Source organism: Pseudomonas sp. NFX5, from assembly GCF_049132125.1.
Lineage (GTDB): Bacteria > Pseudomonadota > Gammaproteobacteria > Pseudomonadales > Pseudomonadaceae > Aquipseudomonas > Aquipseudomonas marginalis.
In genome coordinates, this window is sequence record NZ_JAFMZG010000044.1 from 154442 (window position 1) to 180431 (window position 25990).

The window sequence follows — 25990 nt, forward strand, 5'->3', positions numbered from 1 at the left end:
GGTTGATTTTTGATGTCTCTAAGTAAATTTAGCCAAAACGCCCTGATATCTAAAGTCGGGCGTTCTGGTTTATTTGGTTTTGCAGTTATTCGACCTGGGGTGATGGCGAGGACCGACTTGTAATTATTCTATCAAGAATTGCTTCAAGTCTGTTTTTTACACGAATTATAGTCGGAGCGTTGTAGTTGTTTTCAGTGTTTGTTAGCTTGGTTATATCTTTCAGCATTTTTTTACAGGCGTGTTCGAAGTCTGACTTGTAGCGTTTAGCAAGGTTCTCATAGCAAGTATCATAATAGTCTTTATATTTATCGATCTGCCTGAATTTGTAAATGTCGTTGTCAATTTTGGTAAATAGGCTATGAGCTTTGGCAAATAGGTCATGTGCAGTTAACGCGTTTGATGGTTCAAGCGCCTGTAACAAATAGAGGCGGCCTTGTTGGGTGTCATGGTGGTTGGTGTGGTAATTTACTTTCTTTTTTGCGAGCGCGTATGACTGATCCATATATTGCTGTGCTTTAGAATATTCCCTTGAAGGTATGTGTGCCATTGCATATTGAAGCCAAAAATGAGGGTCGGACTTCAACCATCTAACGTTTGTCTTTAAGTTTTCGTAGTAACGTTTGATTGCTGTCTTTTTGTTTGTGTCAGGAAGTAGTCGCTCGATAAATGAGAACTTTACTAAGGAACGGAAAACTTCTGTCTCTTCTCGTACTTTTCCATCCCGCTCCCCATACTTCTTAACTATTTTTAAAAGCTGAGAAATTATGTAAGTTGAAGAGAAGTGATGCTTTATCAATGACAGGCAGAATAAGCTAGATTTAGATGCAATACCCCTGGAAGAGATTTTAAATAGCTGGTTAAAGCTTTCGTTTTGCCTAAGGCTGTCCTCATAGATGTCATCATTAAGTGCTATTTCTGAAATGAAACTATTCGTTGAGGGTAGCCCCATTATCTCAATAACACATATTGAAAAAACGGTGTCTCTATAGTGCTGTGTTTCAGCAGAGGAGCAGAAGCTCATCAGTGTATCGATTCGATGTTTTATTTGTGGCGAATTAAAAAGCGTGAGAAGCGCGAGAGAGATTTGAGCGTCATTGTCATTGAACAAAAACTCACGTTTTTGAACTTGGTTAAGCCCGGCTTTTTCTCCCCACCCACCTATGTTGTCTATTATATCGATGAATTCTTCAACTTCGTCGTTTGATAGGTGATCAGCACTGAGTTCTTGGTAAGTGAAGCCACTATTGCGCAGGTCTAGTCGCAGGCGTTCATGAGTATGTAATCGAGTAGTTGCAACTACGAATATATTTTCGGGTTTGTGGGTGCCGATATAGCGGAGGAGTTCTATGTGGTTATGGTAGTCGTCTATTACTAAAACGGACTTTGTGTTTGTTTCGCGAATGATTTCGAGATCATCTACGAAGTCCGCATCTTGATCGAGAATCGAGTATACGTCGAAGCCACGTACTTGAAGAAATGGCATCAGTTCGCGAGATAGTATCGATTTGCCGTTGCCGAAAGTACTGCTGATTATCGTATTACGCTTTGCTTCAAGAAACCTGAGTATTGTTTCTAGTTCCTTTCTCTTTACAATTGCTGAAATAGAAGGAGCGCTGGTTATGTTATAATCAATCGCTTTTTTCTTAATGTCGCCATGGTAAATCAGATTCTCGACATCTCTGTCTTGAATAGTGTATTCACCGCCGTCAGTTGTATATGTGTCGAAAAATACTAGCGACTGGTCGGAGGGGATTTGAGATTGATTGAGTTCGGTAACTTCTATGTATTTTGCAAAGCCTTCGGCGCCAATAGGTAGAACATGACCAAATTTATTAAGAGTAAAAAGGTTTTTGGCTGTAGGATTTTCCTGAGTAATGAAATATGTTTTTTCTTTTAAGTACTTATTGTTAAATAGAATTTTTTGGATATCAATGTCGTACATCGAATATCCTATAAATACAATTGCGGTGCTTATTTCTAAATCACGCTTGAATTGATAGTACCAAGGGGAGTGAATAAAGTCGTCAGAGCTTATGTATGAGGAAGTTGAAAGTTTGAAGCCTTGCTCAATAGATTCCGGAGTTAGGGAGTTGATCGATCCATTTATATGGATGCATAAGTTGCTGGTTTTCGAGTGCTGGTCTGGCCGTGCAGTAAGATCGATTGAGTCCAGTCGCTTGTTAGATTTTAACGCGCCAAGCTCCATCACGTTGTCGTAATTTGTCGTATAAAATCTTCGCCAGTTTGCGGCCATAATTAAATCTTGGCTTGGCGACGTTTGTTTGACTGTGTAAGTATCTCTGAGTAAATCAATGAGTAGACTTTTATTGTGATTCTCTAGATAAAAATCTGCCGCGAATCTAAGGTCTTCGTCTAGGTCAAAGTTCCCAAGCTTGCAAATTTCTTTGGCAAGTTCGAAAGCACGGGGTGGAGTCGAGTTTTTTATGTTTAGGGCGTCAGCAGAGAATCCTGCTCCCGTGAAGAGTACAGCCTTGCCAGAGGCAATCGACGATGCAATCGCTTCAAGCGTTTGAGAATAAATATCATTTGAGGGTGTCATTTTTTCTTCCTTGAACTCAAAATCGGAATGTAACTGTGGTTGTGGTGTGATGTCTATATGCTATCTAGGTCGAATTGTCAGTATTGGCTTTATGAGGAAGCTGACCTGGCTAAGGTTTGGGGCTCTAGAGCCTCTATTATCTGCATTGTCAGCCGGGCTTACCCTGAGTAGCACAGCATGCAAAGCGCAGGTGAAAGGAGGCTGACAAGTGGGTGCTCCGAACCGAATCAATCAACTTTGTTACAGATTGAAGCTGATAACGCAGGGCTCGACGATGCAACCGTCAGAGCCTCCGCGGGTCCTCTCAAGCGGCGAGCGCTTGGTGGGGCATAACCAAACTAGAATTAGTACCCTCGTAGAATAAGGCTTGGAGCCTGGTGGCTCACTGAGAGTTATGGAACGCTGGCCGGGGCAAACACGCCGGCCCGGTTAAGCTTCCATAGTGGTCTTGAAACCGGCGAGCGTAAGCATTTTTCTATGGGGGATCGTGGTATCAGCGAGGTGCCTAAAAGTAGTTCCGCAACCCGGCGCGAATTACTCAGCCTGCTTGAGTTTCGCGCGCTTGAAAATAGCGATGATGCGTAATTTAATTTGACTTAAGTAACTGATTTATATGTAAAATATCGTGGATTGCAAATCCGCCTACGCCGGTTCGATTCCGACCTCGGCCTCCACTCTTAAAACCCCGTAGATCAATGGTCTACGGGGTTTTTTATTGCCTGCGATTTGGTAATCGCTTCCGCAACTTTTCGGATCGCTTCCGCAACCCTACCTTTTTTGGGAAGCTCAAGAGGCCGTTATCGGTATGGCTCTCCTCGATTGAACGTGGGATTGTGCTCGAGACCAAGGAGCCTAAACGTCCACTCACGGCCAGAAGTAGTCAGTCGACGGGTTTGATAAAGATGATTAAACAGTTGGTATTTGGTAAACAACCGAGTCGTACTTGGCTGATGTGCGCATCTCGAGGATGATCCCACCAAGAGCCTCGGCAATACGTCGACTCGCATGGTTGTCCGTCGCAACGGGGTAGATGAAACTTTTTGCTACCACTCGCTGGCTGGCCCACTGAACAACCGCTTGGACCGCTTCACCTCCAAAGCCTAGCCCGTGTTTATCTTCACGAATCCAGATACCCAGCTCCGGCGTTTCACCGTGGGTATCGTGCAGGCCGACAAGGCCAGTAAAACGAGCATCGTCGAGTTGTCTAATTGCGAACACAAAGTCGCTGCCATCTGCGATTGAAGGCAGCCAGTGCCGCCAGACGTTTGCGTAGTCCTCAAGAGAAGCAGGTGGCTCCCACGACATGTAACGAGTCAACGAGGCAGTTATACAAGCGAAGGATTCAACGGCGTCCTGCGCGCAGAATGGCTGAATACTAAGGCGTGGCGACTGAATGCAGATTTCGCGGGTATCGACGAGCATCGTAATTTCCTTACAAGAGGTGAATCGCCCCGGGTTTCGTAGACACCTCCATGCCTTAAACTGAGGCCAATCAGGAGGTGCCATGAGCAACCCACGTTATCCCGAAGAATTCAAAATCCAAGCGGTCAATCAAGTGACCGAAAAGAAGCTGTTTGTCGCTGATGTGGCGGCGCGTCTCGGCGTGTCGTCGCATAGCCTCTATGCCTGGATAAAGCGCTACAGCAAACCTCAGGCAGAACGGCAGCAAGACGATGATCAGCACGCGGAACTGCGGCGTCTGCGAGCCGAACTCAAGCGGGTCACCGAAGAGCGAGACATCTTAAAAAAGGCGGCCGCGTACTTTGCCAAGGAGTGCGGTTGAAGTACGCCTTTATCAAGCAGCGAGCGGGCGACTATTCCATTCGGCGGCTTTGCCTGACGCTGAAAGTCCATCCCAGTGGTTATTACGCTTGGTTGTCTGAGCCGCAATCTGCACGCGCTAAAGACGACCAACGATTGCTGGGTTTGATCAAGCATTCATGGCTGGAGAGCGGCGGTGTTTATGGCTATCGCAAAATTCATGACGATCTGCGCGAGGTCGGTGAGGATTGTGGTCGGCATCGTGTGGCGAGGCTGATGCGTCTTGAAGGTCTGCGCTCTCAGACAGGGTATCGACGCCGCCCTGGCAAGTACGGCGGTAAGCCAGCGGTCGCCTCACCCAATTTGCTGAAGCGCCAGTTCGATGTCGTAGAACCCAACAAAGTTTGGGTCACCGACATCACCTACATTCGCACGTATGAAGGCTGGCTGTATTTGGCGGTCGTGCTGGATCTGTTTTCTCGTCAGGTCGTCGGCTGGTCAATGAAATCGCAGATGACCAGTGATTTGGCCATTGATGCGTTATTGATGGCGGTTTGGAGGCGAAAACCGAAACAGGAGGTGATGGTTCACTCCGACCAGGGCAGCCAGTACAGCAGCTCCGATTGGCGCAGTTTTTTGAAAGCGAACAATTTGGTTGCCAGCATGAGTCGCCGAGGCAACTGTCATGACAACGCCGTGGCCGAGAGCTTTTTCCAGCTTCTAAAGCGGGAACGGATCAAGCGGAAAATCTATTCCACGCGCGAAGATGCTCGTAGTGATGTGTTCGATTACATCGAGATGTTCTACAACGCAAAACGCCGGCATGGTTTCAACAATCAACTGTCACCGGTAGAGTTTGAAAAGCGTTACGCAATGAGCTTGCAAGGTGTCTAGAGAATCCGGGGCGATTCAATGCTTCGAGTCGCATCGGTCGCGACCTGGAACACGTAACGCTGTTTTTACAGCCTCTGGGATGGGCCAAAACCAGCCTTTTTTATGCCGACAGCGCCTTCATTAAACCGTTAGCACCAATGATTTTCATGACCCGTTTCAAGTTGTAGGCGAGCACATTCAAACTCATCTCCGCGCTCACCCCGGCCAGCTTTCGGGTCAGGAAGTGCGTCGCACCCATCCATTGTTTGAGCGTCCCGAAGGGATGCTCAACAGTCCGTTTTCGGACTCGCATCATCTCCGGTGCTTTGCTCAGCCGAAGCTGCATCTCCTCCAATATGGCTTCATGCTCCCAGCGTCGAACTCGTCGTTCCGTGCTCGGTGTGCACTGCAATTTCAACGCGCAGCCCTGGCATTTCGAACTCCAGTAACGATGCAGCTTCAGGCCTTTTTCAACGTAGGAATAGTGCCAGATCAGCGCCTCTCCAGCCGGGCAAATGTATTCGTTCTTTGCCGCGTCATAGATGAAGGCATCGTTATTGAAACGCCCGTCAGCCTTGGCTCCAGAGGTCATCGGCTTGGGTACATAGGCGGTGATGCCTGCATCGTGACAAGCCAGGATTTGCTCGCTTTTGAAGTAACCTCGGTCAGCCACTACCGACAACGCATCTGACGCCATCGCCTCGCGGGCTTGCTTAGCCATCGAGCTGAGTTGATCGCGGTCGGAACCAACGTTGGTCACCTCATGCGCAACGATCAAATGGTGCTGCGTATCGACCGCTGTCTGCACGTTATAGCCAACAATTCCCGTGCCGCGCGTCATCATGGATCGGCTGTCTGGATCGGTCAGTGAGACCTGTTTATCCGGTGATTCATTGAGCTGAATTTCGATCGCCTGAAGCTCTTTCATTTGAATTTTGAGCTTGGCGATTTTCTCTTCCAGTCGCACGGCGCTGGGCTCGGTAGCTGTTGGTTCTTGCCGATCAGCAGCATCGAGTGCCGTCAGGTAACGGTTGATGCTCGATTCAATTTCTTCCATTCGCCGCTTCAGTTTGGCGCTGGTGAAATTGCGGTCGCGGTTGTTGACGGCTTTAAATTTGCTGCCATCGATGGCGACCAGATGTTCTCCGAACAGTCCCAACTGCTGACACAACACGACGAACTGGCGGCAGACGCCTCGGATGGCTTTGCTGTTGTCTTTTCGGAAGTTGGCGATGGTCTTGAAGTCCGGCATCAAGCGCCCGGTCAACCACATCAGTTCGACGTTGCGTTGGGCTTCTCGCTCCAAACGTCGGCTCGACTGGATGCGGTTGAGATAGCCGTAGATGTAGATCTTCAGCAGGATTGCAGGGTGGTAAGCAGGCCGGCCAGTATCGGCTGGGATCGCACCTTCAAAACCCAGATTGACCAAGTCTAGTTCGTCGACGAAGACGTCGACTACGCGCACCGGATTGGTATCGCTGACGTAGTCGTCGAGGCTAGCCGGAAGTAAGGTGCCTTGGCCTCGATGTTCACCTTGGATAAAGCGCTTCATGGGCGATCCCTGCGATGAAATCCTCAGAAATCATAGCAAGGGTTCGCAAAAGCGTTTACACACTCTGAGCCAACGCAGTCTCTTATGAGAGGCGAATATTGACCCAAGGCTGACCCTGCTCTCGCGAAACGCGGGGTCGGAGTTATCTGATTTGGAACAGGCGGGAGATCGCGGTCATGGCCTTGTCTCCGTCAGTTTCATAGAGACCGAACAGGCGCGTTTGGTCGCTCAGACGATGAAGCCGAAAATGGTTATAGAACGCTTGGCCTAAGCGCTGATTATCGAATGTTCCGCGTTCCCAAAGAGTTAAAAACTCTTGATACGCAACGCGCTCAATTTCCAGTCTCGGCATGCTTTCCATATACACATCCATTTATGTCAGCGATGACCGAATCCTACTGACGCCGGACAGATGCGGCAATGCGCGTTTGGGGGCGATTTTTAATCATCCGAGCTGGCTTTGGAGTTTTTACACACTCTGGGCCAGAAGCGGCCCCTCAATGATGTCTATCAAAACAGCGGTATTCACTCCCTGACGGACCTCGGTTTAGGTTTTGTACGAAGTTTCGGGACGGTTAGAATCGCCGACATGATTGACTGAAGGCCTGCACGGTATAGAGTTACGACTCGGATGCATCCTGTGAATTGATCAAGAACCTGGTTTCTCCCGAGCAGAAGATGGGTCGACGTCGAGCACGCCTTAACGCGCTGCTTACAGTCGATCAGACTCTTCCTCCGAAACCAAATACTCAACAAAATCCAAGTAGGAGCCCCATACTTCAGGTGCTGTCATCAGTGATTCTTTACCAATCCGATTAACATCAATCGCATCACACCAGAGCACTTGCCCCAATTGGGAATTGCAATCCATCACGATCAAACCTTCAGCAGGCTCCCCCAACACAAGATAGTTTGATAAAAGTCGGCCACTGTTTCTCAAACGCTTCGTTTCATCAAGAACGTTAGTTGGGGATTCCCAACCGATCTGGTGCAGCGGTAAAACATAAATACCACTTCCATCGAAAAACTCCCCAACCAATTTGAAGCTATCTGGAAGTGATATTTTCAACTCATGCTCGAGCTTTTCAATAAAATCCGGATCCACCGTGCGAATGCCATTCAACGACTCAAATCGACTCTTTACCATCTCTAAGCTTGACATACCAAACCCGCCGATTTTTTACGCGCCATTGCCAATATTCTCACGTGCCCTGCACTTTAACTTATGCAGCGGATAGGAAATCGGGGGGGATTCGTCATCGGCCCCAATTTTTCGAGGCTGATAATTGATTATTTTTCGCCGAAGAATCCTCCTGGCTTGGGTCGAAGGCGTCGATACGACTACCACCGCTTCCACCACGCCTTCTGAGCAACCATCTTAGACGCCAGCGAGGCGATCTTAGAGCCTGCAATCTTTATCGGAGCGACATCCATACCATCGAAGCTACCTAGACCCAGAGGGGGGCTTTCTGCTTGTAGAAAGCGAGTGGTTTCTGCTGAAGCCACCGCATGCAGTAACGACGAAGGCGCTATATTCCGACTCAAGACGTGAATACCACTCTCCGGGTCATGTAGACCACTTGCGTCGGTGCCTTCCACGCCATCTATCAGAAGCGGTTGGATCAAGACCGTCCCAAGCTCATAGGTGATATCCAGATCACCGCAAACGCAACGCAGCCTTTGCAGTTCACCATTCGACGATACGCACACAAAATCCAGCCCGTCGTCATCTGTGCAAAAGCTGCAAACGCGTAATTGAAGGCTTTTGCTTAGCGCTAAATTCACATTCAGGAAAGCTCTCTTGAAGTAGTCGGCCAGCTGAGCATCCTTAAGCAATTTGTATACCCGCGATAGAGCTGCCAATTTTTGAGGGAGCTCAAGCGGTACATCATTAATATGTGGCATAGATGTAAAGGGCCATTTCCGTTCTTCGCCAGCCTTAAACGTGTCTAAGTAGAACGACGTGGCGCTTTCATCCTGGTGCAATGACCACCCAATACTCATCGGCAAAGTAGAAAGTGGCTCTAGCTCCGGCTTCACATTCATCGCGTGAGCAACGACAAGGTACCCCATTGTTTAGATCCTTCAGGTACAGGGCTGAATTGCTCCAAGCATAGTCGATACTTGAGTGTGCGCTATTGGCCGATTTCTGTCGTTCGTGACGGGCAGTTATCGACCCATCGCTGTCCCTCGCGATGTGCAGCAGTAGATCCATGGCTGCCTCATACGAGAACTTCTATAATTTTGCGATAACTAACGCTCGCTATAACGCAGCCGCTGTCTTGGCAGTGGCTGCGTTACGGCGAAGTCTCTTGGCGCAGCACCATCCAATTCTTAAGTAGCATTGTTCCAGATGGTCTTCAGCTCGATCTATCGGTTATGTGCTCAGATTGAATTGTCGCGCCAAACAAATGCCGACTTTTTGTAGCCACCAAACGGCATCGATGCATCGCCTTTGACGAAACGGTTCGAGTCGTTGGCTATCTCCTCGCCAATAGTGGCCGCCAAAGAGACACCTTTCTGGTTCTCTTTCACAGCAAGTATTGGAGCCATCCACGCTGTCTCACCGAAGGCAGCACTATCCGGGTCAACGTATGCTAAGCACCATTTCGGACCATTCAGCTTCGATGCCTTTTAGAGGAAACCCCACCCAAAGGCGTCTGGCTTCATAGGGGTTAAATATCCTATATGCGTATTGACTTTGATATCTTCGCCTTTGAATTCAGTTTTATTAACTTTGTCATGTATCTCAAGGCTTCTGCCCTTTAAGACCCATATAGGCTTGATATTCTTCGGCGTTCGGTTATTTTTTTCGTATAATTTTCTGACGTATGCTTCCAATCCCCCCTCGTATTGTTCAACCAACATTATTATCTTGAGGGTATAGGTATGGAAAGTGGTAGATTGAATGGAGCTTCCCGCGAGATTTTGCATCCCTCCACCAGGTCCGCCTATGAAATGCCCACCAGAAGGGGAAATTTTTTTTGCATAGGCGGAAACGGCCAGCTCATATTCCGACGTCAAAGAATCTGGCCGATCCTCTTCAAATATTGCGTGAGGGAACACGCCGACGATATCTACACGCGAGTGAAAAATTTTTGCGATGACTAGATCGTCAGTTCTATCAGGATAAGGCTCCAGATGGAGATGATGATAACCCTCACATATATGCATCTGGTCCCTGGACCGCATAAAATCTTTATCTTCTTTGAAGGCCTCTAAGTCGAGGGCTCCGTAATGGGCCTTTCGAGACAAGTATCCATTGACGTCTTGGCCGGTTTCTATAAGATTTACCAGGCTCTTTACCTTTTCTCTATTCCTTATGTAGGATCGCGTACTCCTGATGCTGCTAGGGAGATCGACTCTTCTTGGCCTTACGTCTATCAGGCGATGGTGCCAAAAATCGTGCATGTGAAGCAGCATGTCCACCCCAAGACTTAAAAGGAATTCTTTACTTTCTTTATTATTGGGAACGTAGGGGATAGCATTAACGAGATCGTTTTTAAAACGCTGAACTGTCTGAAGCTCATCAAGATTAACGCGCTTTTCGGGCGTTGAAGGTGCGCTCATTACATTGTCCTCATTAAATCTGTGCCTTCTAACTCAGCTAGAATATTGTCTTTTTCTGATATTCAAGCTGTGGTGCTCGCGCGCCTAGTCTAAACACGATGCAATGACGGCCATTGCATCCGACTTTGAGTCTTCAGTTGCTCTTGAGTATGTATTCACAGTGTTCGACTATAGTGTCTAGTTTTATTGCCCACGGCCTTGAAGCAGCCCGTGCCCAATCATTCGGGTCGGCCCAGCCCAGTGCTTTAATCTTCGCGACCTCATGCAGTGCATGATCATACTCAACTATCGCCATTGAGGCGTTAACCCACTTTATAGATAGGTCCTTTTCAACGTCACGAGACGACAACACTCCCATCTGTAAGTCGTGCAGGTACGCCTTTGTAGCTACTACAGCATTCATTACTAGCTGTACGGCTTCGATTTTCTGCTTGACTTTGCGCTCTCCATCCTTCTTGTTTGAATTCCATGCATCAATTAGGTTGGCAAGTGCGCTAATTGCCTCAGGTACCATGTGCTCATCCTTGTCGGCTTTCTGTGGTGGGTGTCGAGAATGTTCGACCTAGCCTACGAAATCGCCGAAATAGTATCTACTGGCGATTGGCGGTTAACCTCATTTTCAGTCGGCAACAGCTTGAGATCTGATTTAACCTGTTGTAGCCGGTGGGTCAATAGCCACCTTTCGCGCATGGATGCTATGGGTCGATAGAAGTTGTCCATGAATGGCTGCTATTGGCCGAAAGCTGACGCTCATGAACGACCCCTTTAGACCCGAAGCGGCCGCTCATGAGTGGCTTCTGCCGTCCACAAAATGGACTCCAAAAACGTCTACGAAACCCGGGGCGATTCAATCAGCTCTGGTCAGTTGCTTGCAAGTGACATCAGATTGCTAGGGATTTCAAGGCTTGGGCTTAAAGATGCCTCTGAGTGCCGGCGGCTCCTCCCCGAAATAGAGCTTCAACGGTAGGGTGCCGAGTGTGTACCTGGCTTGAGCTAGATCCTCTGGCCAAAGCATTGAGAAAGGTTCTTTTGCGGGCTGCATGGCCCATTTATAGAGGCCGCCGTCGATACATGATACGTGCGGACTCCAGTGGCACCAGGCTGGCAGTTGTATTGTGATTGGCCTTCCCCAATCTGCAACTAGAACGCCCTGTACTCCCACAATGACACGCTGTCCTGCGTCACTGCCTTCAAAGAGCAGCGCAATCGCTCCTTCTTCCGTGCGGGGTGGTGGAAATACTTCTTCTATAAGTAGTTGGTACATGCATGTCGTCCTTGAAATGAGGGAGCAAGGTTTGAATGCCTGAAGGCTAATTCATCTTCCTCCGTTAATCCATCTGGCTCGATATTGCTCACTTAAATATTGCTACATAGCAAGATTTCAGCAGCTTTAGATCCCTGTAAACACTATCGTATGGCGATTAATCGGTCCAATCCATCATCGGACGGTTCGATTCTCTAGAGCCTCGAGCCCCGAGCGTGGGGCAAAAATGGGGCAAACCATACGCCAATCTATGCCATCCAATGCCAAACATGCGTTTATGCAGCCGGATGCATGCACGCATTACAGCCAGCAACCACGGGCTTTCCCCCCCAAATCCCTTACATACCCCTACACAATCGGGGTGTGCCTCAATGGCGTCATAGCGTGCCTCATTTCTTGAGCACCGTGCATGATCCGGCAAAGGAATGAATGGCACCCAGCTCGTGTGTGTACCCGTAATACCTCTGCTTGGTCCAATCGATATAGAAAAAACCTGATCCGGAGTGAGCACGCAGTATCAGGACGCCGCTGCTGTCCGCCCATCCAGGATCAGAGTACAAAAAAACTTCGTGCTGAATGTTAACGAAGTCCTTTGAGTAAACAGTTTTCTCTTTGAGGTGGTAGAAATCCTGGCCCTTTCCGTATGAATAAAGAGCTTGATGTCCTTCCTGGGTTATTGTGACTTTTCCGCCGTACTCGAGCAAATGAGCCGCAGACCCCGGCAGGTCGAGTTTCTCAATGCCGGCGCGGTGATTTTCATCGGGCGTACAGAGTATCTGATCGGGAAGCGGTGGCGTTGCTGCGCTTCCACTGGTGGTGAAAGACAGGCATGCGAAAAGTGTGGGGATGCACAGCTTCATTGCATTGTTCCTTAGTGAGAGTCCACACTCACGGTGGGTGTAGCCTCCGGTCCAAGCTTTTCCTGTGCCCCATCATAGAGTTTCCCGCCAGTACCGCGATTGACAACGTTGCACGGGAAAGGATGGAAAACCATTGTTAGTCTGCCTTCTTAATAATTTGTAAGTTAAATTGTATTTGATTAAGTGCCTTGGCAGTTGCGAATTACCTTGTTAGTTCTTTCAAGATACGCAGATGTCAAATCATTATGAAAAGACGTAGTGGAGCCACTTGGGGTGTCACTTACATCAATAACCATAGCTGTTGATTCTCCAAATGCCACACCCTGAACAAGCCAAATAGAATACCCTCCCGAAATAGGGCGGGTATGGATTTTGGCATTTCTTGCCAAAGGCTCTCTAAAGATCTCTTCTGTGTCGAGCACTATGCATCCAGCAACAGCTTTAGCTTTGTTTGAACTACTTATTTCTATTGAAGGTGGTTTGGTTCTTAACATGTCCGGCGTTGAGCATCCGGCAAGAATTGCTAGGCCTGCTACTAATAAAAATCGTGATGTTTTCACTGTTACATCTCCATTTTGAGTTGCGGTGATTGTATTGCGCCATCACTGAATATGCACCCTGTATATGCCGTTAACTAAAATTTAGGATCTGTCGAAGTCAAATTTCAGCCATTGGCGAGGAGGTCGCTAAGATTTTGGGCTGACTTTTAGAGAGCATTTAGGGCGATACCTGGGCGGCTTTAGGTCGCTCCTCGCATTGCGGACTTGGGATTTAGCCCGTAACTGCCCGTGTAAAGCGGCCTAGAGGGGGGGGGGCTAATCCGTAGGACCGTTGAACGGAAGACTCGATAGGACGAACTGGAGGGCTAACCTGACTGCAGTCGATAAAGCAAAGAAAATCCATTCCGCAACGGAAACAGAGCCTCCCGATTTCAGAGGGCTCCAGCGAGGTAGAAACGTTGGTGATGCGGAATTGATGTGGCGGTAACTTATTGAAAATAATTAGAATATTCGTGGATTGCAAATCCGCCTACGCCGGTTCGATTCCGACCTCGGCCTCCACTCTTGAAAACCCCGTAGATTAACGTCTACGGGGTTTTTTATTGGGCGGAAGAAAAGGCCCGGGTGCCAACCTCTCGAGCAGGCCGATCTACCTCCCTCCGCATCCGCCTGTGCAGGCGCCATTCCCTTCCCGTTGTGTACAGCGTTGTGCCTTGTTCCTCCCGCGCTCGAAGGGTTTTTCGACGAGTGACGTGTCTAGATCAAGGGTCAGGAGGCTTTTAAGGTTGTCATGGCCCGTGTTGGCGACTACCCTGAAAATGTTCGTATTGTTACGAATAATTTCGGTTGTGGCTGTTTTCAAGTCACGCTACTTCAGGATGAGGAACGAAAATGTTTTCACACGAAGGTCCCGCAATAGAGCTGTTGCTATTCATTTTTGGTCTGGCGATGCTACTTTTGGTCGTTTGGTTTTTTCATCATCAATACGAGCGAAAGACGGGGAAGGGTGTTAAAAAACTACATGATCTCGACGACAAACGCTCAACCTGACGCTGCTGTCGAATGACTTGATCGAGTCGGCTCCCGCTGGCTCGCACTATTCACTGACGTAAAGATCGAGGGCTGGCTACGATTTCCGAGTCGAGGCCCTCATTCTTGAGCGTACTGAACTCTATCTTCAGCGCCAGTCTCTGACCTGCTGATGCGCTGCGCCTTCACTTCACCCGCGTACCTGGCGATTTTCTCCCGCTGAGTTGCCAGCAACGTGCAGATCTTCACTAGCGCCAACGCCTCACTCGGCGTCCTGCTGCTGTTTGCCAGGGCTGTCAGTTCAACCACGGACCAGCCAATGACTGCAGTTGCATCTTCCAGGTCATAAAACAATTCCTGCTGGGCGGTTCTGGGTCCATCGAGGCCCTGTATCAACTCTTTCATCGACTTCTCCCTTTGGTGCTGATCAGGTATCAAAATTGGCCTTACTCGCATCAACGAATGACGTGTATCCACCCCAACACAAACCCTACCAAGACGTTACACGAAACCCATGACGGACTTCATTTACTGCGGTCTTACTTGACGTACACCTAACCTTGTAAAGCAGAGAGCGTTGTCATGAAGTTGAATTACCTAACCAAGGCGGCTGTTGTTGTCGCGCTGTTGTCGACCTTGTCGGGCTGCTGGATATTCATGCCACCGGGCGGTGGTGGGGGTGGTGGCCATGGCGGTGGTGGTCATGGTCAAGGCGGCGGCCCTGGTGGCGGTCCGCGCTGACAGTCAGTCAACGGGAGGCAGGCCATGAACAATGGCCTGCCTCTTTTTTGCCCCGGATAAATCCCAGGCAAAGAAAAGCCCGCGATGGGGAGCACGGGCTAAAAGGGATGTTCATTAGGAGCTGGGTTCACCATAAGGGTGCGTCTGTGAAAGCTTTGTGAAAACGCCGGAGCCATCTGAACCTGAAGTGTATGCCTCGATCCGTGCCTGGCTGTACGAGGCGCCGGGCGGCATAACCCACTACTGTCGCAGGCCTACCACACCGCTCGGATGCCGCACCATGTCCATGTCTACCAGCCTGCTGTCGGCTTTTGTGCTGTTCGCCTTCGTGTCCTCGATCACCCCAGGTCCGAACAACACCCTGTTGCTTGCCTCGGGGGTGAACTTCGGGTTTCGCCGCTCGATGCCCCATGCGCTGGGGATCAGTATCGGCTTCATGCTGCTGGTGATTGCGGTCGGCCTGGGCCTGGGCGAAGTGTTCAAGGTATTCCCGTGGGCCTACACGGTGTTGCGCTATGTGGGCGCGGCGTACTTGCTGTACCTGGCCTGGAAGATCGCCACGGCGGGCGGCATGTCCGATAGCAATGAGGAACACGGCAAGCCCATGACCTTCCTCGGCGCGGCGGCGTTTCAGTGGGTGAACCCCAAGGCGTGGATCATGGCGCTCGGGGCCATCACCACCTATACGCCGGCTGAGGGCTATGTCACCAACGTGCTGGTGATTGCGCTGGTCTTTGCCGTGGTCAACCTGCCCAGTGTGTGCGTGTGGGTCGGGTGTGGCAGCGGCTTGCGCAATGTGCTGCGCGAACCGCGCTGGGTGAGGCTGTTCAACTGGTCAATGGCTGGGTTGCTGGTGCTGTCGCTGTACCCGATGTTGTTTGCCAGCTAGGTGCTAAACCGGCGAGATGGTCGCCAGCAGGCCGATGCCGATGGTCAGCACTAAAAAACCGAACAGGAAAATCGCCATCTTGGTCATAAGGCCTCCGAAGGGAAGGGGGTAGGGATGGGGGCCATTGTCCGCCCAGGCGGCATTTCAATACAGGCGCAGATAGCAAAGAAAAAACCGTATCAGATGCGGCGGCGAGGTTTCTGCCACGGGCTTTTGGCGCCTGTGGTTTTTTCAAGATCAGTGCCTGAGACAGCCAGCGTTTTTCCCCCTAAGATGGCGCCCATTGCATCAACAATAAAAGTGGGCCAACCCTCGATGGAAAGACGCCAGTTCAGCGGTGGCATGAAAGGCAAGAACCTGCGCTACCTCAACGAAACCTCCCAGCCGGCATCGGTCACCCGCGTCGGCTTCCTGCTGCTCGAACATTTTTCCCTGCCGGCATTCACCCAGACCCTCGACACCGTGGTCACCGCCAATCTGCTGCGACCTGATCTGTTCGCCACGCGCACCTTCGGGTGTGACGACGGGGAAGTCATCAGCGACCTGGGCCTGGTGATCCGCCCCGACGCGCGTCTCGATGCGCCCGCGCTGCAAGGCCTGGATCTGCTGGTGATCTGCGGCGGCTTTCGCACCGAACTCAAGGCTGACGATCAATTGATCCAACTGCTGCGAAGTGCCGCCGAGCAGGGCGTGAGCCTCGCGGGGTTGTGGAACGGTGCATGGTTCCTCGGCCGTGCCGGCCTGTTGCAGGGCTACCGCTGCGCCATCCACCCCGAACACCGCCCGGCCCTGGCGGAAGTGTCCAAGGCCACCCACGTTACCAGCGAGCCCTACGTGATCGACCGCGACCGCCTCACCGCGTCGAGCCCCTCCGGCGCTTTCCACATGGCCTTGGACTGGATCAAAAGCTTGCACGACAAAGCCCTGGTCGAAGGTATCGAAGACATCCTGGCCTTTGAAGAATCGCGTTACCGGCGGATCAAACCCAGCGAAAACGTCAGCGTCAGTGCGCCCCTGCGCGAAGTGGTCAAGCTGATGGACGCCAACCTCGAAGAACCGCTGGAACTCGACCAACTTGCCGTCTACGCCGGCCGCTCGCGCCGCCAACTGGAGCGCCTGTTCAAGGAACAACTGGGCACCACGCCGCAGCGCTACTACATGGAACTGCGCGTCACCGAAGCACGCCGGCTGTTGCAGCACACCGAACTGTCACAGGTGGAGGTGCTGGTGGCGTGCGGGTTTGTCTCGCCGAGCCATTTCAGCAAATGCTACAGCTCGTATTTCGGATATCGCCCCTCCAAGGAGAAGCGGCTGGTCAAGTAAGGTGCGAGGAAATCCAAGGCATGGCGGATGCCCTGTAGGCGGCCTCGACCGGTAGTCTCGTTCAATGAAGTCGGCACAAATACGGGAGGTCCCGCTGAATCTTCGGCTTAGCGCTGTCGCACAGCAAACGGTAACCCCCGTGGCGAGGGAGCTTGCTCCCGTTGGGCCGCGAAGCGGCCCAAAAAAGGGGACTGCTGCGCAGTCCAGCGGGAGCAAACTCTTATAAAAATTAAAATAAATTACTGATTTTAAAGGGTTAAAGTTTCACACTGAAGTCTTGAGCCCTGCATAAATAATTTCAGGCGAGCGCATTCTTGTGGTGAGCGGGCTTGTCCCGCGTTGGGCTGCGCAGCAGCCCCAAAAACAGGCGCAGAGGAGTGCCTGAGACTCGGCATTCGTCTTGATCAGGGGCGCTTCGCCCCCCACGCGGGGCAAGCCCGCTCACCACATGAAATAGCGTGTGCAAGTTGCTGTGCTTGGAGGTGGCGGTTCTTCTCAAAACCGCCCCAGTCGATACGGCCCTAGCGCCGGCAACCCCGAAAACGCAGGCGCCCCCGACGCCAATTGCCCCACCATCTCCGCCGTCACCGCCGCCTGGGTCAGCCCCAAATGCTGATGCCCGAACGCAAGCAGCACCTTCCCGTCACACACCCGATCAATAATCGGCAGCGAATCCGGCAGCGACGGTCTGAAGCCCATCCACGGCGTCGCGTCCTCTGCACTCAGATCCTCACGAAACAACCCCTGGCTCAACCGATGCAACTGCCACGCCCGCGCCATGTTCGGCGGGCGGTCGAGGCCGGCGAATTCCACGGTGCCGGCCAGGCGCAGGCCGCCTGTCATGGGCGTCATGATGAACTTGCGCTCCAGGGACGTGACGGCAAACGGCAGGCGCTGCTGTTCATGGGGCAGCATCAGGTGATAGCCCCGTTCGGTGTCCAGCGGGACTTTTTTGCCGGTCAGGGCGGCGGTGAGTCTGGCCGAGTGGGCGCCACAGGCGATCAGCACCTGGCGGGCGGCAAAGGTGCCTTGATCGGTGCTCACGGTGATGCCATCGCCTTCAATCCGCGCATCCAGCACCTGGCGTTGGAGGAACTGCACGCCACTGGCCTTGGCCGCCTCCACCAATTCGCAGACCAATCGGTAAGGGTCGAGGAAGTGCCCTGTTCGCGGGAAAAACAGGCCGCCCTGGATCTGCGCGGCCAATTGCGGGGCAATCTCATGTATGGCATCCCCCGACCAGAACTCCACCGGCACGTTTTGCGCCTGCATGCGCCGTTGCAAGCCATCGATGGCCGCGCGGGAGTCTGAACGTTCGAACACCAGCAGCGAGCCATCTTCGCGCAACAGCTCCGGGCGCTGAATACTGGCCAGCAACCGTTGCCAGGCGCCGAGGCTCGCTTCATTGAGCGCGCGCAGACCCGTCACCGTGCCCTGGTAACTCGCCGGGCGCAGGTTCAGCAGCAGGCGGATGAACCAGGGCAGGGCGCGTGGCAGGTATTTCCAGTCCAGGCGCAGCGGGCCCATGGGGTCCATGAGCATGGCGGGCAAGCGCTTGAGGATCGACAGGTCGGCGATCGGGAACACTTGCTCGGTCGCCAGGTGCCCGGCGTTGCCGTAGGAGGCGCCCATGCCGGGCGCCAGTTGGTCGATCACCCGCACTTTCCGCCCCTGGCGCGCCAGCTGCAGGGCGCAGGCAACGCCAATGATGCCGGCTCCGATTACGGCGATATCCGCAGGGTCAGGGTCGTGCATCCGCTACGCCTCTCTCGACCAGTTGGCATACCACTGGCGAAACAGCGCGTACTGGGTTTCGGCGTAACGCCGCTGGGCATCGCTGAGCACGTCGGTCTCGTTGAAGTGCAGGGCGTAGCCCGTGTCGCCGTTAAGCACCATCAGATGCTTGTAATACAGCACCAGGTCGCAGCCTTCATCGAAGGACGACAACACCGCCAATGCCGCTTCCAGCTCCCGCGCCAGGCGCCGGGCCTTGGCATCACCCTTGGCGGCTTGCTTGCTCAGGGCCACCAGGTGCAGCACTTCGCGGGGCAAGGCATTGCCGACGCCGGTGATCGCGCCCGTGGCGTTGCAGTTGACGAAACCGTGCACCACCTGGGTATCGACGCCCACCATCAGGGTCACGCTGTCGTCCTGGGAGGTGATGTGCTCGGCGGCATAGCGCAGGTCGGCAGCGCCACCGAACTCCTTGAAGCCGATCAGGTTCGGGTGTTCGCGGCGCAGCTCGAAGAACAACTCCGCGCGGGTGGCAAAGCCGTAGTAAGGGCTGTTGTAGATCACCGCCGGCAGGTTGGGCGCGGCCTCGAGGATTGCCGAGAAATGCGCCTTTTGCGCGGTGGCGGACGCACCTCGGGACAGCACGCGCGGAATCACCATCAAGCCCTGGGCGCCGACCTTGGCCGCGTGGGCGGCGTGGGCCACCGCCTCGCGGCTGTTCACCGCGCCGGTACCGACAATGGTCGGCACGCCGGCCGCCACCAGGCGCGCCACGCCTTCCTGGCGCTCGGCTTCGGTGAGCAACGGCCAGTCGCCCATGGAACCGCAATACACCACGGCGCTCATGCCGATATCGATCAACTCGCGGCCCTTGGCGGCCAGCGCGTCGAAGTCCGGCTTGCGCGCGGCGGTGCACGGGGTCATCAACGCGGGGACGCAACCGGTGAAGATGTTGTCGCTCATTGTTCTGGCTCCTTGCAGCGTTCAATCAAAGGGGTTGGGCTCAGATGCCCCAGGCAAACGGGTCCTGCTCGTCGATCAGCAAGGTGCTGTCGGCGGTCATGTAGGCGCGGCCGGTGATGAAGGGGATGACACGTGTGCCGTCCCATTCATATCGGCCTTCGAAGCGGCTGCCGGTGATGCTGGCTTGTACCCAGGTTTCACCGGGGTTGAGTTTCCCATCGGCGGCCAGGCACGCCAGCTTGGCGCTGGTGCCGGTGCCGCAGGGTGAGCGGTCGTAGGCTTTGCCGGGGCACATGACGAAGTTGCGGCTGTCGGCGTGGGCGTCGTCGGCGAACAGTTCGATATGGTCGATCAGGGCGCCGTCTGCGCCGTGGATGCCCTGGGCCTCGAGGGCCTTGAGCATCGCCCAGGTGTAGTCGGTGAGGGCGTCGACGTTGCTCATCTCCAACGCCATGCCATGCTCGCAGACCAGGAAGAACCAGTTGCCGCCCCAGGCAATATCGCCCTGGACTGCGCCATGGCCCGGTACATCCACCGTCACCTGCTGGCGATAGCGATAGGCAGGCACGTTGCGCAGGGTCACGGCGCCGTCGTCGTGCAAGGTCGCGGCCACCGGCCCCACCGGGGTGTCGAGGGTGTGCACGCCCGGCTGGATAAGCCCCAAGTGGTGCAGGGACGCCACCAGGCCGATGGTGCCGTGGCCGCACATGCCCAGGTAACCGGCGTTGTTGAAGAAGATCACCCCGCAGGTGGCGCCCGGGGTGACGGGCGCGCAGTACAGCGCGCCCACCAGTACGTCATTGCCACGGGGTTCCAGCAGGCAGGCGCGGCGCCATGGGTCGTGCTCCGTGCGCAGGTTCTCCAACTGGTCGGCGATGCTCGCGCCCTTGAGCGCGGGGAAGCCGGTCATTACCAGGCGCGTGGGTTCGCCGCCGGTGTGGGAGTCGATCACATGCAGTCGCTTCATAACGCGCTCCATCAATAAGAGCTGTGGGCTGCCTTCTTGTGAGTGTAGGGATAGGCATGCAGTGGCCCTATCGTGAACGCGCAGGCTGGGCGGCGATTGATGTTTTTTGCCGACATCGATGACGAAATCAGCACAGTTCGCCCTGCTCGACAGCACCCTGGGCATGGGGCAATCTGCTTGCCATCAAGGTGACAGCCGGGGAGAGACACTCATGCTTCAACGCGCGTTTGCGAGCCTTTGCCAAGGAGCAAGTCCTCCCCACAGCATCGAGCAACTATTGGCCGGCGTAGCGCAATTGCTGCCGATGCTGGACGTGATCCCCAATGCCGCCATCTTCATCAAGGACCTGGAGGCCCGTTACGTCCTCGCCAACCGCACCCTGGTGCAGCGCTGCGGCCTCAAGCAGTTGCAACCGTTGCTGGGCAAGACCAGCGCCGACGTCTTTCCCGCACCATTGGGGCCGGGCTATACCGAGCAGGACCGGCGCGTGCTGCAGCAGGGTTTTGTGCTGGAAGACCAACTCGAACTGCACCTCTACGGCAGCCGCGAACCCGGTTGGTGCCTGACCCACAAATGGCCGCTGTACAACCACGAAGGCCGCATCATCGGCCTGGCCGGGATATCGGTCGACCTGCAATCGGCCAGCCAGACCCACCCGGCCTACCAACGCCTGGCCGCTGTGGACGAGCACATCCGCACGCACTTCAACCGCCGCGTCACCCTCGGCGAACTGACGCGCATCGCCGGGATTTCCGTGGCGCAACTGGAGCGCTACTGCAAGCGCGTGTTCCACCTGACACCCCGGCAGATGATCCAGAAAGTACGCTTGGAACACGCCCATCGGTTGCTGCACAGCGACATGCCGATTACCGAAGTCGCGCTGCAGTGCGGCTATACCGACCACAGCGCGTTCACCCGGCAGTTCAAGGCATCGACGGGGTTTACGCCGAGGCAGTATCGGGAAACCTGCTGAGCGCCCGAGCCCCCGTTCAGGCACGCCACATTGCAATGCAACGAATGGCCCACCGAGCCCTCATATGTTCACGAGTAATGTTTAACCACGACAGGTACCAAGCTTATGACCGCGGCTGAAAACAACCATGTGAACTGGCTGGTGGAACAATCGATGCTGCACGCGGCACGCCAGCGCGCCAAGCTCTATTCGGGCCAGGGCCGGTTGTGGCAACAGCCGTACGCGCAGACCCGGCCCCGTGATGCCTCGGCCTTGTCGTCCGTGTGGTTTACCGCCTACCCGGCGTCGATTGTGACGCGTGAGGGCGGTACGGTGCTGGAGGCGCTGGGGGATGAGACGCTGTGGCATGCGCTGTCGAAGATCGGCATCCAGGGCATCCATAACGGCCCGCTGAAGAAATCCGGTGGCCTGACCGGCACCCGGCACACGCCGACCATCGACGGCAATTTCGACCGCATCAGCTTCGAGATCGACCCGCAGTTGGGCACCGAGGCGCAGTTGCAGGCGTTGACGCGCATGGCGGCGGCGCACAATGCGGTGATCATCGACGACGTGATTCCGTCCCACACCGGCAAGGGCGCGGACTTTCGCCTGGCGGAGATGGCCTACGAGGATTACCCCGGCCTTTACCATATGGTGGAGATCCGCGAGGAAGACTGGCCGTTGCTGCCCGAGGTAGCCGAGGGTCGCGACGCGCAGAACCTCAGCCCGGCCCAGGTGGACGCCCTGCGCGACAAGCACTATATCGTCGGCCAGTTGCAGCGGGTGATCTTCTTCGAGCCCGGCGTCAAGGAAACCGACTGGAGCACCACGCCGGTGGTCATCGGCGTGGATGGCAAGCCGCGTCGCTGGGTGTACCTGCACTACTTCAAGGAAGGCCAGCCGTCGCTGAACTGGCTCGACCCGACCTTCGCCGCGCAGCAGATGATCATCGGCGACGCCTTGCACGCCATCGACGTGATGGGCGCGAAAATCCTGCGCCTGGACGCCAATGGTTTCCTCGGTGTGGAACGCACCCTCGATGGCACGGCCTGGTCCGAGAGCCATCCGCTGTCGATCACCGGCAACCAGCTGCTGGGCGGGGCGATTCGCAAGGCCGGCGGTTTCAGCTTCCAGGAGTTGAACCTCACGGTGGATGACATTGCGTCGATGTCCCATGGCGGCGCCGACCTGTCCTATGACTTCATCACCCGCCCGGCGTACCAGCACGCGCTGTTGATGGGCGATGCCGAATTCCTGCGCCTGATGCTGCGCGAAATGCACCGCCAGGGCATCGACCCCGGCTCGCTGATCCACGCGTTGCAGAACCACGATGAGCTGACCCTGGAGCTGGTGCACTTCTGGACCCTGCATGCCCACGACACCTTCCTTTACCAGGGGCAGACATTCCCCGGCAATATCCTGCGCGAGCACATCCGCGAGCAGATGTACGAACGCCTGGCCGGCGAGCATGCGCCGTATAACCTCAAGTTCGTGACCAATGGCGTGTCCTGCACCACCGCCAGCATCATCACGGCGGCGCTGGGCATTCGCGACCTGGAGGCAATCAGTGCCGCCGACATTCAACAGATTCGCCAGATCCATTTACTGCTGGTGATGTACAACGCCATGCAGCCCGGGGTGTTCGCCTTGTCCGGCTGGGACCTGGTAGGCGCGCTGCCGTTGGCCGCCGAGGAAGTCGCGCACTTGATGCAGGATGGCGATACCCGCTGGATTCATCGCGGCGCGTACGACCTGGTGGATCTGAACCCTGACGCAGAATTGTCGGCCGGCCAGATGCCACGCTCGAAAAGCCTCTACGGCAGCCTCAACAGCCAGTTGCAGGACCCGGACTCGTTCGCCTCGCAACTGCAAAAGATCCTCGCCGTGCGCCGCGCCTACGACATCGCCGCCAGCCGCCAGATACTGGTGCCCGACGTGCAGAACCCCGGCCTGTTGATCATGGTCCACGAATTGCCGGCCGGCAGAGGCACGCAAATCACCGCGCTGAACTTCGGCGCCACGCCGATCACCGAAACCCTGAACCTGCCGGATATCGCGGCGGGGATGGTGGTGGACATCATCAACGAACGGGTGGAGGGCGACCTGACGGCGGAGGGCGAGTTCACCATTACCCTGGATGCGTACGAGGGGTTGGCGCTGCGGGTTATCAGCAGCACGCCGATGTAACCTCAATCTTCCAAGCACCGAAGAACCCAATGTGGGAAGGGGTGTTGTCAGGCCTGTGGCTGCTTTTCAGCCAACTGAAACCGATACCCCACCCCATACAACGACTCAATCGGGGTTTCCCCCGGGCATACCTGTTCCAGCTTGCGCCGCAGGTTGCGGATATGGCTGTCCACCGTGCGGTCGGTGACCACGCGGTGGTCGGAGTAGAGGTGATCCAGCAACTGGTCGCGGGAAAACACGCGGCCGGCGGCGCGGGCGAAGGTGTTGAGCAGGCGCAGTTCCAGGGGCGTGAGGTCCAGCGCGATGCCGTCCAGCGAGGCCTGGTAGCGGGCTTCGTCGATCAGCAGGCGCGGCGCGCCGGTGCCGAGCAGCTGCGGGCTGCGGCGCAGGATGGCCTTGACCCGGGCCACCACTTCACGGGGGCTGAAGGGTTTGCAGATGTAGTCGTCGGCGCCCAGTTCCAGGCCGAGCAGGCGGTCCACTTCTTCGACGCGGGCGGTGATCATGATGATCGGCACCGCGCTGAAACCGCGCAGGTCCTGGCACAGCTGCATGCCGTCACGGCCGGGCAGCATCAGGTCGAGCAGGATCAACCTGGGCTCGTGGGCACGCACGGCGGGCACCACGTGCAGGCCATTGTCCAGGCACCGGGTGGTATAGCCGGCGGCCTCCAGGTAGTCGCGCATCAGGGCGGCGAGCTTGGGTTCGTCTTCGACGATCAGGATCGGCGGTTCATCGTGCATGGTTCACAGGCTCCGGGGCAGGCGCAGGGTCAGCCACAGGCCGCCGTAGGGCGAGTGGTCGGCAACCAGGCTGCCATCGTGGGCGTTGGCGATGCTGCGGCAGATTGCCAGGCCCAGGCCGGCGCCGCCATGCTCGCGGTTGCGCGATGACTCGCCGCGGTAGAACCGCTCGAACAAGCGTGGCAACTGGCTTGCGGACACGCCCGGCCCGGAGTCGAGAAAGTCGATACGCACCGTGTCGCGGTCGACCCCCACACTGAGGCGCAACCTGCCGTTGACGTCGGTGTAGCGCAGCGCATTTTCCAGCAGGTTGGAAAACAATTGCTGCAGGCGACTGGCATCCGCCAGCAGCTCCACGGGCTCGCGCGGCAGCTCCAGGTCGAGCTGCAACTGGCGGGCAGCGAAGCGTTCCCGGTACATCGCCAGGCTGTTTTCGAGCACGTCGTTGAGCATGCATGGGGCCTTGCGGTAGGTCAGCGCACCGATATCCGCCAGGGACAACTCATACAGGTCATCCACCAGCTTGCTGAGCATGCCGACTTCGCCGAGCAGGGATTTCATCGTATTCGGGTCCAGGCTGCGCACACCGTCCTCGATCGCCTCCAGCTCGCCGCGCAGCACCGACAGCGGCGTGCGCAGTTCGTGGGAGACATCAGCCATGAACTCCCGGCGCATTTTTTCGTTGCGCTCCAGGGTATAGGCCAACTGGTTGAAGTCGCGGGCCAGTTGGCCGACTTCGTCGTTGGAGGCCACGGCCACGCGGCTGCTGTAGTCGCCGCTGGCCAGGCGGTGGGTGGCGGCGGCCACGCGCTTGACCGGCTCCAGTAGCGTGCGTGCGATCCACCAGGCAATCAGCATCGCCAGCAGCAGCGAGAACACGCCCATCACCAGGCTGGTGCGCAGCTGGTATTGCTGGAAGCGTTCGCCACCGGCTTCGGTCACGCTCTGGAACGGGGTCACGGCCAGCCAGCCCACGGTTTCGCCCGCGACCACAATGGGGCTCACCAGCGCATCCTCACCAATCGCGGTGTAGCCGGTGACGCGCTTGCGGTCCTTGTCGAGCAGGGCGATGCGAAACAGCGCACCGGTCAAGTCCGAGGCCAGCGGTGTACGTAGGTCATGGGTGACCCGTTCTTCGTCGGGGTCTGGGCGCATGATGTCGAACCAGCGATCCGGGCGGTTGCGCATGAACGCCCAATTGCCTTCGCGCGCATAAGCACTGGCCAGGCGCGGCACCACCGTGGCCATGCGCTCCAGCGCCTGTTCATTGATATAGCCAAGGAACCCGCGGCCAAAACTCCAACTGGTGGCCAGGCCCATGCTGAGGATGACCAGCAGCACACCGGCCGATACCGCGACAAACAGTTTGGTGGAGATACTCAACTTCATGAACAAGGGCCGTAAAAGAGTGGACCCGCCCATTTAGGGCCCCATGGAGGAAAGATTCAACCCAGGCGGGCAATCTTCAATTTTCCTGCACATTTGCCCAGCAGCATGACGGTAAGGCTTGCACCACCCC

General features: G+C 55.1%; 23 protein-coding genes. 6 read left to right on the forward strand and 17 right to left on the reverse strand.

Annotated features, from left to right (window positions below; genetic code table 11):
* Positions 1-85 precede the first annotated feature (85 nt).
* Positions 86-2560, reverse strand: a complete 2475-nt coding sequence (locus tag J1N02_RS28735; protein WP_421148116.1) for an SIR2 family protein — start codon at positions 2558-2560, stop codon at positions 86-88.
* Positions 2561-3466: 906 nt separating this feature from the next.
* A complete protein-coding gene (locus tag J1N02_RS28740; RefSeq protein WP_027606721.1) occupies positions 3467-3982 on the reverse strand; it encodes a GNAT family N-acetyltransferase in 516 nt (171 codons plus the stop codon).
* An 82-nt stretch (positions 3983-4064) separates the two neighbouring features.
* Between J1N02_RS28740 and J1N02_RS28745 the strand changes: the two genes are divergently transcribed.
* Positions 4065-5215 (forward strand): IS3 family transposase gene (locus J1N02_RS28745; protein ID WP_421148117.1). Its coding sequence is split into 2 segments (ribosomal slippage): positions 4065-4299 and positions 4299-5215, totalling 1152 coding nucleotides; the frame shifts between segments, so codons are not numbered across the junction.
* Between the two features lie 100 nt (positions 5216-5315).
* On the opposite strand, the gene J1N02_RS28750 is transcribed toward J1N02_RS28745, so the two are convergent.
* The 10 genes from J1N02_RS28750 to J1N02_RS28795 form a co-directional block, all read right to left on the reverse strand.
* On the reverse strand, positions 5316-6746 hold the full coding sequence (locus J1N02_RS28750) for an IS1182 family transposase (RefSeq protein WP_421148118.1): 1431 nt from the start codon (positions 6744-6746) through the stop codon (positions 5316-5318).
* 142 nt (positions 6747-6888) lie between these two features.
* Positions 6889-7107 (reverse strand): hypothetical protein, encoded by a 219-nt coding sequence (locus J1N02_RS28755; protein WP_047227998.1) that lies wholly within the window; start codon positions 7105-7107, stop codon positions 6889-6891.
* A gap of 351 nt (positions 7108-7458) precedes the next feature.
* Positions 7459-7908, reverse strand: a complete 450-nt coding sequence (locus J1N02_RS28760) for an SMI1/KNR4 family protein (protein ID WP_260367092.1) — start codon at positions 7906-7908, stop codon at positions 7459-7461.
* A 179-nt stretch (positions 7909-8087) separates the two neighbouring features.
* Positions 8088-8819, reverse strand: coding sequence for a hypothetical protein (locus J1N02_RS28765; RefSeq protein WP_421148119.1), 732 nt, complete (start codon positions 8817-8819; stop codon positions 8088-8090).
* Positions 8820-9131: 312 nt separating this feature from the next.
* Positions 9132-9299 (reverse strand): hypothetical protein, encoded by a 168-nt coding sequence (locus J1N02_RS28770; RefSeq protein WP_421148120.1) that lies wholly within the window; start codon positions 9297-9299, stop codon positions 9132-9134.
* A gap of 81 nt (positions 9300-9380) precedes the next feature.
* Entirely contained in the window at positions 9381-10316 is a 936-nt protein-coding gene (locus J1N02_RS28775; protein ID WP_421148121.1) for a hypothetical protein, read from the reverse strand.
* A gap of 133 nt (positions 10317-10449) precedes the next feature.
* Positions 10450-10830 (reverse strand): hypothetical protein, encoded by a 381-nt coding sequence (locus J1N02_RS28780; protein ID WP_421148122.1) that lies wholly within the window; start codon positions 10828-10830, stop codon positions 10450-10452.
* A gap of 1139 nt (positions 10831-11969) precedes the next feature.
* Positions 11970-12440 (reverse strand): hypothetical protein, encoded by a 471-nt coding sequence (locus tag J1N02_RS28785; RefSeq protein WP_421148123.1) that lies wholly within the window; start codon positions 12438-12440, stop codon positions 11970-11972.
* A gap of 179 nt (positions 12441-12619) precedes the next feature.
* Complete coding sequence (locus tag J1N02_RS28790; protein WP_421148124.1) at positions 12620-13000, reverse strand: hypothetical protein; 381 nt, start codon at positions 12998-13000, stop codon at positions 12620-12622.
* Between the two features lie 1089 nt (positions 13001-14089).
* Positions 14090-14374: a hypothetical protein gene (locus J1N02_RS28795; protein WP_108573011.1), complete on the reverse strand. Its 285-nt coding sequence runs from the start codon at positions 14372-14374 to the stop codon at positions 14090-14092.
* Between the two features lie 177 nt (positions 14375-14551).
* Here J1N02_RS28795 and J1N02_RS28800 point away from each other — a divergent pair, with 177 nt between their 5' ends.
* The 3 genes from J1N02_RS28800 (at position 14552) to J1N02_RS28810 (ending at position 16922) form a co-directional block, all read left to right on the forward strand.
* Positions 14552-14710, forward strand: a complete 159-nt coding sequence (locus tag J1N02_RS28800) for a hypothetical protein (RefSeq protein ID WP_167361111.1) — start codon at positions 14552-14554, stop codon at positions 14708-14710.
* A gap of 280 nt (positions 14711-14990) precedes the next feature.
* Positions 14991-15599, forward strand: a complete 609-nt coding sequence (locus tag J1N02_RS28805) for a LysE family translocator (RefSeq protein ID WP_421148125.1) — start codon at positions 14991-14993, stop codon at positions 15597-15599.
* A 315-nt stretch (positions 15600-15914) separates the two neighbouring features.
* Positions 15915-16922 (forward strand): GlxA family transcriptional regulator, encoded by a 1008-nt coding sequence (locus J1N02_RS28810; RefSeq protein WP_421148126.1) that lies wholly within the window; start codon positions 15915-15917, stop codon positions 16920-16922.
* A 495-nt stretch (positions 16923-17417) separates the two neighbouring features.
* Here J1N02_RS28810 and J1N02_RS28815 read toward each other — a convergent pair whose 3' ends face one another.
* From J1N02_RS28815 to J1N02_RS28825, 3 genes are read right to left on the reverse strand one after another with little or no spacing between them, the layout of a single operon-like run.
* Positions 17418-18677, reverse strand: a complete 1260-nt coding sequence (locus J1N02_RS28815) for an NAD(P)/FAD-dependent oxidoreductase (RefSeq protein ID WP_421148127.1) — start codon at positions 18675-18677, stop codon at positions 17418-17420.
* A gap of 3 nt (positions 18678-18680) precedes the next feature.
* Positions 18681-19619, reverse strand: a complete 939-nt coding sequence (locus J1N02_RS28820; RefSeq protein ID WP_421148128.1) for a dihydrodipicolinate synthase family protein — start codon at positions 19617-19619, stop codon at positions 18681-18683.
* A gap of 40 nt (positions 19620-19659) precedes the next feature.
* A complete protein-coding gene (locus tag J1N02_RS28825) occupies positions 19660-20586 on the reverse strand; it encodes a 4-hydroxyproline epimerase (RefSeq protein WP_098479409.1) in 927 nt (308 codons plus the stop codon).
* A 211-nt stretch (positions 20587-20797) separates the two neighbouring features.
* Between J1N02_RS28825 and J1N02_RS28830 the strand changes: the two genes are divergently transcribed.
* A complete protein-coding gene (locus tag J1N02_RS28830; protein ID WP_027606712.1) occupies positions 20798-21559 on the forward strand; it encodes an AraC family transcriptional regulator in 762 nt (253 codons plus the stop codon).
* Between the two features lie 105 nt (positions 21560-21664).
* Positions 21665-23728 carry a maltose alpha-D-glucosyltransferase gene (treS, locus tag J1N02_RS28835; protein ID WP_141606488.1) on the forward strand — a complete coding sequence of 688 codons (2064 nt, stop codon included), beginning with the start codon at positions 21665-21667 and terminating at the stop codon, positions 23726-23728.
* A gap of 47 nt (positions 23729-23775) precedes the next feature.
* Here the strand turns inward: treS and J1N02_RS28840 are convergent, their stop codons facing one another.
* Positions 23776-24471, reverse strand: a complete 696-nt coding sequence (locus tag J1N02_RS28840) for a response regulator (RefSeq protein ID WP_027606710.1) — start codon at positions 24469-24471, stop codon at positions 23776-23778.
* Positions 24472-24474: 3 nt separating this feature from the next.
* Positions 24475-25860, reverse strand: a complete 1386-nt coding sequence (locus J1N02_RS28845) for an ATP-binding protein (RefSeq protein WP_421148129.1) — start codon at positions 25858-25860, stop codon at positions 24475-24477.
* Positions 25861-25990: the final 130 nt, after the last annotated feature.